This window comes from Microbulbifer variabilis, from assembly GCF_020524905.1.
GTDB lineage: Bacteria > Pseudomonadota > Gammaproteobacteria > Pseudomonadales > Cellvibrionaceae > Microbulbifer > Microbulbifer variabilis_A.
Genome location: NZ_JAIVKI010000012.1, coordinates 40,297 through 55,531, shown reverse-complemented (window position 1 = coordinate 55,531; position 15,235 = coordinate 40,297). Strand labels below are relative to the sequence as shown.

Here is a 15,235-nt window from a genome sequence, read left to right as displayed (position 1 = left end):
TAATAAAAAGGGTGGATACTATGAAGTATATTCTTACGATGATGATCGGACTTGTACTTGCCGGCCCAGTCGCTGCAACAACCAACATATTAGATCTTTATTTTAATACTGCAGATAACGGCGGTACCTTAAGGTACGATGATATATTCTCATATGGTAAGAGTGGTAATGGCAGTGATTTTGATATGTGCGATAGCTACTCTTCCAAGCGTGTGTCGGGGGATAAAATAGCTGCTATTACTAGCTATAGTGGAGACGAACATATTAAGGGTCTCAAGCTCGAATACCTATATGCCGATGATGATGAAGTAGGGAAAACTACTGGTTCAGGGTTCCGAAAACTTCTTGGTGATATGGAATATATCCAAGGCTGGCGCTTTTATAAGAAACGTGATGGCAATATTTCCCGTATCCGTGTTTACTTGAAAGATATGTCTAACAACACTACCAGGGAAATAACCTTTGGTAGTAACAATAGTTGGAATAAGTGGCAGGAGTATCAATTAAGTATTGATACTCGTTCAGTAGTAGGCTTTGCTGGTACCGCGGGCGACAGCAAAATATGGAGTATTTATCCCTGTGTAGCCGACCGTTTTGACCTAATTGAGAGTGGGATGGAAATACATTGGGATCAAATTGTGGAGACTCCAGAGAACACTAAAACGTTCTTTGGTGAAAGGCTACTGGAAAATGTTTCTGATGTAACTCAGAGTGATAGTACCGAAGTTTGGTATACCGATGGCAAGAGTGAAACTGACACCTGGACTAATACGCTTGGTATCTCAGTGACTGCCGGAGTGAGCTTAACCGAGGGGTACAAGGTGGGTGTACCCAGTACGGTTGAAAATAGTGGATCAGTTACTTTCAGTTTCTCAGAAACTTTCTCAGCCTCAACTACTGTAGGTGAGACCTCAACGGTCAGTAACCAGAGAACAGTTAAGGAAGCTATGCCTGCGAGTGTACCCGCCTATAGTTTGCTGGTAGCCCGTATGATGGTGGAAAATAGTGAGGTTGAAATCCCCTATACCAGCACAGTAACAAACCCTCATAACGGTGATGAATTCCAATTGACCGGTGTAATTAAAGGCTCCAGCTACTCTAAATCCCGAAAGCGCTGGGATGTTGTGGGTAATGCTTATCCCGACCACTACGAAGTCTTTGAAAGTTATTCTTGGGTTGTGGAATATTATGGATTAGAAAATGTAACCATTATAGAAGATCCAGTCATTAACTAATCTAAAATTTAGAAAATAGATAATTCTAGAATAATAGCACTAAGGTTAACCAATCAGAGTGGGAGCAGGTTGGTTAACCTAGTTCACAAGTAGAGTTAGGTTGAAAATCATTGCTCACCTCACCTCACCTCACCTCACCTCACCTCACCTCACCTCACCTCACCTCACCTCACCTCAAAATTTTAACGCTGCTAGCTGAAAGTAAAAGCAGCGCTCCGGGCTTAATATTACTAGAGTGCAATGTTTTACACTGTATTCAAGGTATTCGTAGGCCCGCTAGTTAAATTATGAAGATTTTCAGGGTCGGTAATAATGGAGCAAAATGCTTGCAATATTCCCTCAAAAGGTATTCGGAAAAAGGTCAGCATGTAATTTGTAACAATGTGTAATTATGAAAAATTTTATGAAATGCAATGATGTCCAATGTAATCGTACACCAAATGAAAATATGCATACTAGATACCATGGAATTGAAAATGAATCTGGCGTAAAACTCTTAAGACAATTTAAAAAAACAAGGAGGGGGAGGGTGTATTTAATAGATGATTTAAATAAGCAGATAGAAGCAAGTACGAGAAAAGACAATTCTGATTCAAGTGGTTTTTATATAGATGAGAATGGGTATCAATATAGAGACCTTAAAATAAGGCAAAAGGATAATGGAGGGTATGATTCTTGGGCTCATTGCTGTGCTTGGATAAGCAAAATCAGCAATAATAAAAACTATAAATGGGAAAGAGATGAAAAATTTTGCTCAAAAAAAAATTACTATGCCAATAAATATAAAGAATATAGTAGCAACTTTGACAGAGAAAAATTGACCGTAAGTAAAATGTATGGCTTCTCAAAATTGGATGCCATTTACCTGAGTGCAAGGACATTAGAGAATCAGTTTAGAACTGCAATAGACTGTGGCTATGATTATCTTATTCTGACTATTGGTGGGTTTGGCAGAGGAGAAATTTATGTGTCACATAATTTAACAATAAAGCTTAAGCATGGGTGCAACTTAAATTTATTTAAACGAAGTTCAAAGTGTCTCTCTTTTGATCCAGATTATGGGCAGCAAAGTTTTGAAACATTAAAAAAACTATCACACGACATATATGGAAAAATTAGCGCTTTTTATAGAACATGGAAGAGAGTTGATAGCGTTAAAATTATGGCAATGAGCAAAAAAATGGCTCTTGAATTATGACTTACAAAGAAAATATTAGTTTTTAACATTAAGAGAAATAATGGTAAAGCTTGGTGTAAATAAATGCATTGATAGCGTAATACCAGCGGGTATTCTATATGGTAATAATATTTGAGAGGCAGGTTTAAAGTATACGTGCGATCATGTTGCCGGTACGGTTGTAGAAAAAACTAAATAATGGAAAACCTCCCTCTGAGGGACTGCTAAAACGGCGCAAGCTAACGCCGCTTGTTTTGAGTGCATATTCAATATATATAACCTTTAAATTAAATAGGCTGTATTTTTCTTATATCTAAATAACTCAGTTGACTACCAAGGTATAACAATCAAAAAACAAAGTAAATTATTTGTTCGGGATACCCTGCAGTACAATAAAGAGCAAGCAAAGTTCACAATGATTCCATGATAAATCTGAAATATTTTGTAATAAAGTAGAATTTAAAGAAATAAAATTTAAGGCTCTGTAATCGATTTTATAGAAACAATAAGTAAGAATGTATTTAAGTTCATAGTGTAAACAAAAAGTCTTAAATAAAAGGTCTAACATTTAACCTGCGGAGTCTCAAATGGCGATACAAGACACAATCCCTAAATCAAGAATGACTTTACGTTATAAAACCGACATAAATGGACAGCCTGAAAATCTAGAACTGCCGTTGCGTATCTTAATCATGGGGGATTTCTCAGGGCCAAATAGTAAAAAAGTACCTTTAGCTGATAGGAAAATAATTAGCTTTAAAGGGAACAATATAAATCCTGTGATAGAGGAGATGGGAATCCACGTAAATGTCACGGATGATGATGAAAAAAGACACCTAATACCAATTAAAAATGTTGATTCATTCCATCCCTTCAATGTCTGTAAAAGCATAACCTCACTGGACGATATGGTCCGATCAAAAAGAGCTTTAAATACTTTGCTATCAAGTATTAATAATAGTGCAAAATTTAGAGAGGCTTTAAAAGGTTTGATAAATAACCCTGATGCAGTTAATGCACTTAAAAATGCACTCGAAACTAGTTATGCGAGTGACAGTAAGTTATCAAACAATCTATTGGATCACCAGCTGAAGATAGAGGGAGAGGAGTAATGGAATCTAACGTGATATCAGTACCGAATGAACATGTAATGGATCTTGGTTCTAGCTTAAATTATATGCCAGAAACAATAGGGTCACTTCTAAATAAAAAAGCCAGGATAAAAAAGGTTGAAGAGCTTAAAGAACAGCTTGCCAGTATATCAGATAGTACTAGAGCTTATGATGAAAGTGAAAACTATGATCTATTAAAAGGGTATATCGGTGAAGTAAAAGAAAAGTGTGAGACTGTAAAGGAATATATGGATCAACATAATGAAGTTCTGGATAAGAGTATGGTTAGCTCTCTAAGTTCATCACTTGATTCATTAACACCGGCATTCAATAATGCAAATGCTGCAATTGCAGAATATGACAACGATTCAGAAGGTAACTTATCTCTAGAGTTGGCAGCGCGTGAAGAAGTTACAAAAGCTGTAAAAAGAATCAGTAAAATTGCCAAGCAAGAAACCCTAATTAGCGATCTGCTAAAAACAGATAAACATTTGATTTTAAATGACAATGAACAAGCAGCAGATTATTTTTTAGGTTGCATGGCTACAGCGCTTTTTAATGATATTTTGCCTGAAAATGATAATGATGGTTTAGCAATGGCAAATATTCGACAGAAAGTGACAAATGCCTGCGCTGAAATCGATGAAAAAATAAATCGGCATGTAAATGCAATCATTCATAATGATAATTTCAAAGTACTAGAGTCTAATTGGATGGGCCTGCAAGGACTTATCGAAAGTACAGACTGGAGTGCCAATATTATGATTGATGTTCTGGATTGCACAAAAGATGAACTTAGGGATGATCTAGAAAATAATTCTATGGATCTCACTAACAGTGAGATATTCAAAAAAATATATGTTTCCGAGTATGATCAGTATGGAGGATCTCCATATGGTTCAATTATGGGCTTATATGAATTCGATAACAACGACTCAGATCGTCGCTTTCTCAGCACAATGGGAAAAGTTTCAGCGGCAAGCCATGCTCCATTCATCTCATCAGTAGGGCCAAATTTCTTTGCCTGTAGTGATATTAAGGAGCTTTCAGAAATTAAAGATTTAGAAGCTCATCTAAATCATCCAAGATTTGAAAAATGGAATCAGTTTAGAGAGTCTGAAGAAGCTGCATACATTGGGCTGACACTGCCGAAGTTTCTTTTAAGAGCCCCCTATGAGCCTGAGGCAAATGCTGGTGGATTTGGTTTTGAAGAGAAAATAGATGTCTATGAAGGACATAAAGATTACCTTTGGTGTAATGCAGCTTTCCTATTTTGTAAGAACATGATTCGCTCATTTACAGAAACAGGTTGGTGTCAATATATAAGGGGACCAAGAGGAGGGGGCACAATAGAATACCTACCTCAACATCATTTTAAATTAAATGGTCAACAAGAAGTTAAAGCACCTATTGAGTTAACAATACCTGACTATAAAGAATTGCAGTATTCAAATGCTGGGTTTATTCCCTTAATCTATAAAAAAGGGTCATCCAATGCATGCTTCTTCAGTAGTCAGTCAATAAAGAAAACAAAAAAATTCAAAGATCCTATAGATTCACAAAATTCCCAATTAGTGGCGAATCTATCTTACACAATGTCAATTACCAGAATCGCTCATTATATTAAATGTATTATGCGAGATAATGTAGGTAGTACTGCAACAAAGGACTATATCAATTCTTCTATTGAAACATGGCTCTCACAATATGTTACAACAGTAGTTAATCCTGATGACTTGACCTTGCGTTATTACCCATTTAAATCGATCAAGGTAGAGACTGATGAGCAAGAGGGTTTGGTCGGTTGGTATAGTAGCAAAATCTCGGTGATGCCCCATAGACAATTTGAAGGTATGGATGTGGAGCTTAGCTTAGATGTCAGAACTTAAAATAACAATATTTTAAAAATTAGTTAATTTAGTAAAAACTATAAGGAGAGTCTTTATGGCTGCAGAAATACATAATTTGAGTGTGCGTCAAGGGTTTAATGCCGCAAAGGATGACCAATCACCTTATGGTCATATGACAAAAATGATTGTAGGAAAGAAAACACTTGAGCAAAATATTGAAGTTCCTGATTTTTGTGGAATTGATAGCGGAGCTGAAAAGAGCGCTGTAGAAAAAATATCAAAAACGGTTGGTATTCTTGAGTCTATTTATTACTCGGGCGGTTATGCAGACCCCATCCAAATTGCGTTTTATACTAGTTATGAAAATCGCACAATCCTGGACCTCTTACGTAAAAGAGACATGGAATGTACGGATGTGGATTTCGAATTATTTTGTGCTAGGTATGATCCAGTGGCAGGTAAATATTTTAAAGCCATGCATACTAATACTGCTTTCAATAAAGGTGAAATTAAGAAGATATACAATGGCTCTTCAGACACAACTGAGCTAGCTATAGATGTGGCTCAAGAAGCAACTGACATCATTCAAACTCCAGAATTATTCCGGGTTTGTATAGAGATCACACCCAAGCCCACCGCACAACAGTTCCATTTGGCGGTAAGCGATAGTGCAAAATATGTAAAGCCTTGGGGAGTTAAGACGGATACAGGTGGCGGAAAAAAATAATAAGTAACTCATTAACAAAGGGGCATATATCTAATTGTGTGCCTCTTTCATGCCAAATAATAACCTTATAAATGAGATTGTTATAAAAGCTGGAAAGCTAAATAAAAAATATATTTTAGTTAGAGGATTTATCATGTCACAGGAAAGCCTGGCGCCAGTTAAATGGGAGGTAGGGCAACCACTGCTACCAGAGCATTTAATGGCTCAAGAGAAGTCCTTAATCGCAGAGGCATCAGAACGTCAAGAATTATCAGGTTTACCCAGTTTCGGTATTAGTAGTATTGATTGGGATCACAGTCTTTTATTGAAAGAATCGATAGTAAGTTTGAAAAGTTTAAAGTTGGTAACAAAGAAAGGCATTTTAGTTAATTATCCAGGAAATTCAATCCTTCTTACTTCTCCTGTCGAGCTGAAACAAGCTAATCAACCCGCAGTTATATATCATGTTTTACAAGAGCGTACTATTGATGGGCCAAGAAATGTAAAAACATTAACGCCAAAGGTTGATTCGATCAATCGTAGATTCATCAAGATCATTTTATCCTGTGAGCAAGTTTTACCAAGAGAATATGAATATTTATTAGACGATCATGATCTGATAGAGACAGGATGTTTAGGTTGTTTTGAAAAAGAATTTGATTCTGGCTGGAAGGTGTCGACCAATTATATTCCGCCATTGTTACAGATTGGAAATAGCCCTTATATGGCTGAAATGTTGCGGCAACTACTGGCTGTAATGTTACGTTTTCGCGCTGATCTTCGTCAGGAGTTTGGTGCAAAAAACCTTCCAAAGTCTATTTTGTATAGTATTAAACAGTGTCTTCATGCAATCCAAGCTAACGTGCGATTACTGGAGAACCTCAATATTTCAGTAGCCAAAAGTGGTGAATTAAGGCTTCATCCCTATTATTTATATGAGTCACTTTACAGTTTACTAACCGATCTTATGTTGTACCGTGGCGAATGGCCAGAACGTGATCCAGAACCTTATAGACATAGGGACTTGGCCTCTTGCTTCAAATATTTAATTGGTCAACTCAATATGCGAATGAAAGTAGAGAAAAGTGATAATCAGCTCTATGAATTCGTTCTAAAAGATGGAGTCTATGCTGTTCCATTGCCCCCATCATTACAGGCCAACGATACACTCTATTTTGTTGTAGATTTAAAAGGACAACCAATATTAGATCATACGAATATGCCCATTTTAAGTAGTAGGGACCGTTTAAATGATATAAATACCTATGCGCTAGAAGGAATTAGTTTGCATAAGTTGGAAAATCCAGGGTTTGGTTATGAGTTCGGCCGTGAAGTTCAGTGTTTCAAACTTGGAACTGAGGGTGAACGTAGGTATATCCACCGAGACGGAAATATTGGGTTCTTTGCACAAGAAAGTTACAAAATGATGGGTTTTTTTATATATAAAAAACTACCTGAAAATTTGTCGAGCAATTAAAGGCCATTTTATTACGCTATAGCTCAAATATAGGAATAACTATGAGTGCACTATTTTGTAGGATAGAGCTTAACAAGAAAGATGGGGTGGTCATTACAGTAGACAATAAAGCATCAAGAACTAAGCAACAAATTTTAATACAATCAGACTCCATTAAAACTACAAGTGAAAGTGCCTCTGGCACTAGCACTATTACACAAGACCCAAATGAAATAAGCTTTAACTGCAAAAGATTTATAGTTAATGCCGACACCATCGAATGCAAAGCAAATAAAAGTGCAAAGTTAAAAAGCGGCCTCAATTGTGATTTAGAAGCAGGAGCAAACTTATCCTTTTCATCCAAGGGAAAGGTTGACATTAAGTCTGGAATCATTAATGCCACTGGTAAAGGGTTGGTGAAAATTGAAGGCGCAATGATAAAATTACAATAATAGTTCTGCTGGGGTAGAAAATGGAAATAAATAGCAAATTGAAACAGGAAGTAAGTAATGACCTTACTCATATCGAAGAATTTAGAAATTACTATACCCAGCGATATGCGCATATTCCGTTAGAAGAATGTAGCCAGGAAATTAAACAGCTCGTTGAGTCAATTGCCTTATTAATGGCTAGAAATCGAATTGCCGGAGAGCAAACGATTAATTCTTTATACCAGAGGTTGTTCAATCAGATATACCCTTACTTGGCTAGCCCACTACCTGCATTGGGACTAATTAAACTGAGTGGATACCAAGCATATGAACCTACTCATATTAATGCAGGAACAACATTTATTGTAAGTGATAATGAAAACAATTATGCACTATTTCGCACCCAAATAGATCACGTTGTTCATCCAGTAGAGATAGATAATGTAACTGTCAAAAGTGAGGGATTGCTGAGATCCAGGCTTGAAATTGATATCAAGAATATGGCGTCAGTACCATTAGCATTAGAAAAATTAAAAATTTTCATTAACACAGGTAATGAATGGTCTAAAAACTTAAAATTGCAACAGGTATTAGCTGAATCTCAACGGGACATCTATCTAGAGTTAAGCAATGGAAAAAAATATCGATGCAAAATGACTTTAGGAAGAGATGACAGACCAAATATAAATACAATATATGAAGTTAGACAATATTTTCAAATGCCACAACAGCATTCATTCATGATGTTAGAGTTTTTACAAACTCCGGAGGAATGGACTGATGGAAAATTGGTGATATTGTTAGAAACAACCTGGCCGAACGATGTGTACTTGAATAGTAATTTATTCCAACTAAATGTTGTTCCAATAGAAAATATACAATATGAAGATTCTGAGACCATACTAATGGATGGTACCAAGTCTCAACATCGGATCTTACCACCAAATGCAAGTGAAGAGCTTGAATTGTGTCATATTGAGGGAGTCTTCAAGCAGAATGGCAGTGAACGTATTGCGATACACCCAGAGTTCATTAGTGAAGATTCAGAAACTTATGATTTGATAATAAACACCAAATCTAACCTACATGAAATTATCTTACGGATGCCTAATGCGTTCGATGATCCGGTACAAGTTGTTATTGAAGCAAAATGGCACTCACCAGTATTTAGTAGATATCTCTGGAAACCTCTTGCGGTTCGTTTTCATGACAGGGAAGTGAGTGGGATTAAAGCCAGCTTGCTGTCTAACATAGGCCGACCAGTTGAACCATATCAACCAGGAATGTATTTATCTTCTGAACAAAATATAGCAATTTCGGCATTGAAAAATAAAGCATTTCTAGAGCTTAAGGACCTTCTTTTAATATTAGATTCAATCGGTAGTATTTGGAAAGGAGAATACAAGCAACTAAGAATTCTCCTGAATTCATTACAGGTTTATGATCAAAATTCCTCAGATATTAATGGACGAGTTAACCAGGTTATACATTATGTTCTCGGTTTCAAGGCAATTGAAGAAGAGCTTGAGCCACTCATTAAAGATTTTTTAAAGCATATTGAACTGATTCTCCATACATGGGTAATAAGTCGTCCGGTTATTGTTAGTGGTGATTACCATATCCTTGGGCGTCACGATCTTGACCGGAGTAAAATAAATATAACCAAAACTTGGTGAAATTATGAATATTGATCAGTGGGACTGTATTTATGTGTTTTTGAGAGACAGGGAAGTAGAGTTAAAGAAATTTGAATCCAATATAAATAACGATATTACCCTTAAAGATGATTTCATGGTGGGGTTACATGAGAAATTACTTCATGCGCTTACTAGTTGTGAGCGTAATTTGCAGGATTTAATGGATAAATCTAGCGCTGAATTAATAGTTATTGTATTAGCAATCCATACTGATGAAATGGTAAAAACAAGCACTTCGGGGTTAGGGAGCCGTTGGCAGCTGCTGCAAGAAATCAGGTCAAATATAACAAATGGTGGATTGAAATTTTTCTATATGATAGATGAATTGCTATCTGAAAGGGCCCCCTCAATAGCTCTCCTCGAAATATTATTTTTCTGTTTGCAATTAGGGTTTAAAGGTAGATATTTCAATAGTCCAGATGATATCGATGAGATAAAGCAGCGCTTAACAAAGAAATTGGAATCTTTTGTTCAAAGAAATGAATATTCAGATATCTTTTCATTAGGTATACATAATAGTAGAGAGATAGAGAGTGAATCGCATAATAGTGATAATAAATCTATCGAAAATTTAGTGCCTGCTGATCATACAAAAAATTTATACATTGATGATAGAAAAATTCTAAGTGCCTTACCTAAGACAGAATATAGGCGCCGGCGTCGTCGCAGAGGAACTTTAAATTCTAAACGTGGATCTGACTGATGTCCTGGCTGCTAAATAGTAAAATACGTTCAAAGTTAAGTAGCTTTGATTTACTTGCCCTACTTAGACTTCTAAAGCATAAGGGGTTTAAGAGCGAGCATATCATGTTTATTGGAAATTGCAGTCTGACAACTCAAGATCGATTAATTGAAGATGTAATAATATATGATGAGTCTGTGGATATAGTCGTTAATTTTGGACTATTGGGTGCGCAAACGCCACTCCCTTCACGCTGGCTAAAAAAACTGGAAAAAAACAGGGATATCGACCCAGCAACAGAGAAAGTACTTGGTTTATTAGATCACTTTATCATCCTTGATTATATTGCAGGAGCCTACCCAAATATAAATACGGGATTATTTGAAAGTTGGAAAGAGATAGCATGCAAACATCTATTCTTAGAAAATTATAATTGCAATACATCATTAATATGGATCTTTACACGCATTTTCCCGGAGTTTGATATTGAAATACGTAATAGCTTCTATATTAGAGAGAAAAATTGTCAGCAAGTAATCGTTGGCAAACAAATGAACCCAGTGCAAGTATCTTTAGGTGGCTTAAGTACGCAAAAAATTGAAACGACTGAAATTTTAATGAGGCATAAAGCAAGGACTTATAGAGCTTTTATAGATTGGAATAGTGAAGTTATAAATAGAATAGATAGAATGATACTGCCGATATTCAGCGGCATGGACCTATCAATTAGCATCAAGCAAGAAGAATACGAAGAATTCTGCGGATTTAATTTAGATGGAGATAGTATCCTCGGAAAAGATTCAATTGTTCAAGGTGTTGGGAGGTACAAGGAGGTAACTATTTTTGAGGGGCGTGTGAAAACAAATAGGGCGTTGGACAAAGAGATTAATTGGAGAAGGTCATGTCTAATCAAACCCTAGAATACCTTAAAGACAATATTCAGTTAGAAACTTGTGCTTCTAAAATTATACTCGATGAGTATTTCCAATCAATTTCTAGTTCTTGGGTTAACGGAAATTTTTTAGATATTATCTCTCACTGCGATGAGATCCTCCTGAATGATACATACGATGTTAGGATTGTATTTTATTATCTGTATTCTCTTTGGGTTGAATCAGACTCGGAGACCCATGTTGATATATTATCAGTCATTCAAAAACTATTAGAAGAATTTACCAATGAAGAGACTGATTATCTTGAAAGTGACCCTGTTTTAGCGAAATACACCTGTGAAAGTATTAGTGTATTTTTTAAAAAGCTCGCAAAGAGATTGGAACGCTTCACGCCATCTGTTGAAAATTTCCCTTTACATGCCGCTTCTATTTATGAGCAACTGATCAATCTACAGGAATTAATTGGCGAAGATGACAGGTTCTCATCTGCCATACAAGCATTAGAATCTATTGTTTCCATATATTTTCCATTACTCGACAATAAAAATGAAGACATTAGCTCAGAAAAAAATGATATAAAAAACGATTCTGAATCAGAAGAAAATCTCGCGAACCCTGTGATCGATTACGCCGCTCCTACTGGATTTGCGAATTCCGAATGTTCATATTATCTATCCGAACTCATAGATAAAATTGATGTGTTAAAAGATCTAACAAAAAAAGGGGAAGACTATAAGGCTGCGATCGTCGTTGAAGATATACGAATCACCTTGGCTAATTTTGATCCATTGATTTATCTACCGAATCTATTTAAAAGCTATACAGCAATTATTGCTGAAAAAGCTGCGGTTTTCTCACAATATATTTCTGAGCATGACGATAATCAATGGCAAGCATTGCAGCAATGTTACATGGTTGACAGAAACGGCTTTAGGGACATGATGGTAACTCCTGCGGCCGTTAAAAATTCAACAATGGACTCCTATAGTAGTGAAATGAGAGAAGTTTTTCAGTGATAGTCACACACAAGTATAAGTTGCTCTAAATTTCATCTTAAGTGATCAAGAAGTTCTATTTTCTAATTTTAGGTGAGTAAATAATGTTACGCCCGATAATAGATAAAAATGAATATGGAGATCCAGACCGTCTCTCATTTGATGTAATACTTTACATCGGTGATAAAGTGGAGCATATACCGGGAGGGGCCATAGAATCTTTTCAGGCAAGATTAGAGCTTTTTGGATTTCAAGGTTGTTTGTCCTTCTCCTATGACTCAGATTTAAGAGAAGACACATTGATTGCTAGCTTCTCTAATGAAACACTCATTGCTATTTCGATTTCATTCTCACCTACCTTAAAATTCGGTGAAGATGTTAAGCCAGTTACGCTTAAAGGTATAGTCACCGAGAAGTCGGTGGTTGAGAGACGTAGTGACGCCTTACATGGGCAGCCTATCATAAACCGATTCTATACAATGAATTTTTCTGACCCAGCGCAAGTGCTCTGGAAGCAGCATTTTCCCTGTGAACTTTACACTAATATAAGTATGCGTAAGGTTGTAGAAAAGCAATTAGTGCCAGGCCTTACCTTAGAGTGCAATCATAATAACTTAAATAAAGTACTACCCATGATTGCGCTGGGACTGTGTAAAACCCACGCTTACCATTACCAGAGTACAGGGAGTTTTCACAATATAAATTTTTATGATTTCTTGATGTCCTATATCGAATCTATTTATGGAGTTTGGTTATATGATTATGAGAATAACTCTTACATAATTTCTGATAAAAAGCCTGAACCAGAAAAGACGGAAAAATTTCTGCCAGATGAAGTAACCACCTTGAGAAGTTACTGGCCTTCATCGCCACGTCATAATCTACAATTACTTAATGGCATTGTTAAAGGGGTAGATAAAAAGACCTTTAGTTTACCTACAGCACAAAAAGGTATTCACCAGGATATTCTTTACCGAGAGCCATTGAAGAAGAATTTCGACGATATTAAGAGAATTGATGAAAAGCGCTTTAAGAATCATGGTGGGGAGTTGCACGGTGCTTTTACGCAGTGGCCTTTAGAAACCTACTACCCCGGTTGCGCCTTCTCGGTTGATGCGGAACACTGGGGAACCAATGCACTTTATACGAACCAACGCTACCGCTGTTACCGAATTGATATTAGTGCGATACAAACAGAAGGCTCAAAGAGGGAAACCGAAATAGCGGCGAATGGTACTTTCAGTCTTGAATATTCATTTTATGCAGAGTATTCTGAAAGCCCTAAATTACATATGCCAGAATATAATTCTTCAGCAGGCTCTTTTTTTGTCGAAGGTGAGATTGTAAGTGCGGTAGGTTCCGACAAAGATCTTACCTATGACCTTCAAACTAATAACGAAACTGGACAAATGGAATATCAAGTCCATATTCCGCTCTTTAACCAAACAATTCGAGTATTATTTGAAGCAGATAATGCAAATCCCCATATGTTTTTTCCGCTGTATCGGGATACACGGGTATTGCTGGCAATTGATTTATATCGTGCCGTTATTGTTCGAGTACTGGACTGGGGTCGACATAGCCGCCTTACTCCAGATACACAAGGTAATCATTTACTTTTTGGAAAGAATGATAAAGATCAAACATCAATAAAACATATCTATAAACAAGATAAACCTGAACTGCAAATTAAAAGAACAAAGGGTAAGGATACAGAAATGCTACAGATGAGCGAAGGTACCTTGGTTTTACAAACCTGTGAGGAATAAGCAATGCCAAAATGTGTTTGTGCAGGCGCAACAATGAAGTGCTCATTTGGAGCGGCACCTAGCGCGTTGATGGTGACACCAGAAAATAGAGTTTTGGAGGTTATGCCGGGAGCCAATATTATGGACAATAAACCGCTAAAAAACATTATGCCGTTTGGTCCCTGTAGTTCTCTGGCTTATCCACCGACTGCAGCGGCAACTGCTGCGGCATTTGGCGCGCTTACACCGATGCCTTGCATGCCCTCAACAATCGCCCCTTGGGTACCAGGTGATCCCACGGTATTACTAGCTAATATGCCCATACTTACTAAAGATAGCATGCTGATGTGTATATGGGGGGGGGTAATTACAATACAACAACCGGGGCAGGTAAAAGTGGAGGCTATGTTATGAACCGTTCTACGTTGATAAATTGTATTATTTTGGGGCTAATATTCGTTCTTAGTGCAGGAATTTTTCTGATAATACGTCTTATATTGCATTGGGATGCTGAAACAACTGATAGTTTATTAAAGCATTTAAGTTTAGTTGGATTATTTTGTGCATCTACTGTTTTCATATGCCTAGTGGCTTATGGTATTTATTCAATTTTTTGTGCACGTAGAAGACATTTACGAAAACTACTAGTAATAGGGCATGCACAACCAGGAGCTGAAGTAATAAATAGAATCCTTAAAAATGATTCTTCATTTGAATTATTGGAGCCTATATCAATACCGGATGATTTTATTGGAAATGTACTTCAAAAAACAAAATGGCAGATACAAAGACTACGTGGGTCCTGGTTTATGCCATCTCCGAAATTATTAATTACATTCAATGTCGGCTACCTAAATGAAATGAACGAAGAGAATATTAAGAGACATCTACATGATGTTATATCGTTAATATCCGATGTTTCACCATTGGGTAGGAAGGTAGAGGTTTATACACTTATCCATAATTTTGATTTCCTCAATAAATTTGAGGAGGTCGAAAAAATTCTTTTGGATAAGGATGGAATCTTCTGTTTCAGTGATAAATATGATATCGAGAGAAAAGTTTATTCATCTATACACGAATTGCTAATACGTTTGCCCTATTTCTCATCGAAATTGTTTGTTGAATTATTATCATTTTCAAGCTTTATCAAAGAAGAATTTGAAAATCCTCTTGAGACTATTGACATGTTTGAATCACTTTTCTTACCGTCAAAAAAAATCTATTTGACATTTTGATTAACTAATAGATCC

At 36.4% G+C, this 15,235-nt stretch carries 14 protein-coding genes; all 14 read left to right on the top strand.

The annotated features are described in order from the left end of the window. Positions 1–20 precede the first annotated feature (20 nt). The 14 genes from LC073_RS14010 to LC073_RS13945 all read left to right on the top strand — a co-directional run bounded on the left by LC073_RS14010 (position 21) and on the right by LC073_RS13945 (position 15,220). Positions 21–1,235, top strand: coding sequence for a hypothetical protein (locus LC073_RS14010; protein WP_226647872.1), 1,215 nt, complete (start codon positions 21–23; stop codon positions 1,233–1,235). A 403-nt stretch (positions 1,236–1,638) separates the two neighbouring features. Next, on the top strand, positions 1,639–2,433 hold the full coding sequence (locus LC073_RS14005; protein ID WP_226647871.1) for a hypothetical protein: 795 nt from the start codon (positions 1,639–1,641) through the stop codon (positions 2,431–2,433). Between the two features lie 566 nt (positions 2,434–2,999). Further along, positions 3,000–3,524 (top strand): type VI secretion system contractile sheath small subunit, encoded by a 525-nt coding sequence (tssB, locus tag LC073_RS14000; RefSeq protein ID WP_226647870.1) that lies wholly within the window; start codon positions 3,000–3,002, stop codon positions 3,522–3,524. Then, positions 3,524–5,413, top strand: coding sequence for a type VI secretion system contractile sheath large subunit (gene tssC, locus LC073_RS13995; RefSeq protein ID WP_226647869.1), 1,890 nt, complete (start codon positions 3,524–3,526; stop codon positions 5,411–5,413). The genes tssB and tssC overlap by 1 nt, the downstream gene beginning before the upstream one ends. Before the next feature lie 55 nt (positions 5,414–5,468). Continuing rightward, positions 5,469–6,101, top strand: coding sequence for a hypothetical protein (locus LC073_RS13990; protein ID WP_226647868.1), 633 nt, complete (start codon positions 5,469–5,471; stop codon positions 6,099–6,101). A gap of 49 nt (positions 6,102–6,150) precedes the next feature. Next, complete coding sequence (tssK, locus tag LC073_RS13985) at positions 6,151–7,557, top strand: type VI secretion system baseplate subunit TssK (protein WP_226647867.1); 1,407 nt, start codon at positions 6,151–6,153, stop codon at positions 7,555–7,557. Positions 7,558–7,598: 41 nt separating this feature from the next. Continuing rightward, a complete protein-coding gene (locus tag LC073_RS13980; RefSeq protein WP_226647866.1) occupies positions 7,599–7,988 on the top strand; it encodes a hypothetical protein in 390 nt (129 codons plus the stop codon). Between the two features lie 20 nt (positions 7,989–8,008). Further along, positions 8,009–9,643: a type VI secretion system baseplate subunit TssF gene (locus LC073_RS13975; protein ID WP_226647865.1), complete on the top strand. Its 1,635-nt coding sequence runs from the start codon at positions 8,009–8,011 to the stop codon at positions 9,641–9,643. A gap of 4 nt (positions 9,644–9,647) precedes the next feature. Continuing rightward, positions 9,648–10,367, top strand: coding sequence for a DotU family type IV/VI secretion system protein (locus LC073_RS13970; protein ID WP_226647864.1), 720 nt, complete (start codon positions 9,648–9,650; stop codon positions 10,365–10,367). Beyond that, a complete protein-coding gene (locus LC073_RS13965) occupies positions 10,367–11,266 on the top strand; it encodes a hypothetical protein (RefSeq protein WP_226647863.1) in 900 nt (299 codons plus the stop codon). The genes LC073_RS13970 and LC073_RS13965 overlap by 1 nt, the downstream gene beginning before the upstream one ends. Then, the gene (locus tag LC073_RS13960; protein ID WP_226647862.1) at positions 11,248–12,255 is read left to right on the top strand and encodes a type VI secretion system protein IglI family protein; all 1,008 of its coding nucleotides are present in this window, start codon (positions 11,248–11,250) and stop codon (positions 12,253–12,255) included. Before LC073_RS13965 ends, LC073_RS13960 begins: the two co-directional genes overlap by 19 nt. Before the next feature lie 83 nt (positions 12,256–12,338). Next, on the top strand, positions 12,339–14,003 hold the full coding sequence (locus LC073_RS13955; RefSeq protein ID WP_226647861.1) for a hypothetical protein: 1,665 nt from the start codon (positions 12,339–12,341) through the stop codon (positions 14,001–14,003). 3 nt (positions 14,004–14,006) lie between these two features. Then, positions 14,007–14,396 carry a DUF4280 domain-containing protein gene (locus LC073_RS13950; protein WP_226647860.1) on the top strand — a complete coding sequence of 130 codons (390 nt, stop codon included), beginning with the start codon at positions 14,007–14,009 and terminating at the stop codon, positions 14,394–14,396. Further along, the gene (locus LC073_RS13945; protein ID WP_226647859.1) at positions 14,393–15,220 is read left to right on the top strand and encodes a hypothetical protein; all 828 of its coding nucleotides are present in this window, start codon (positions 14,393–14,395) and stop codon (positions 15,218–15,220) included. The genes LC073_RS13950 and LC073_RS13945 overlap by 4 nt, the downstream gene beginning before the upstream one ends. Positions 15,221–15,235: the final 15 nt, after the last annotated feature.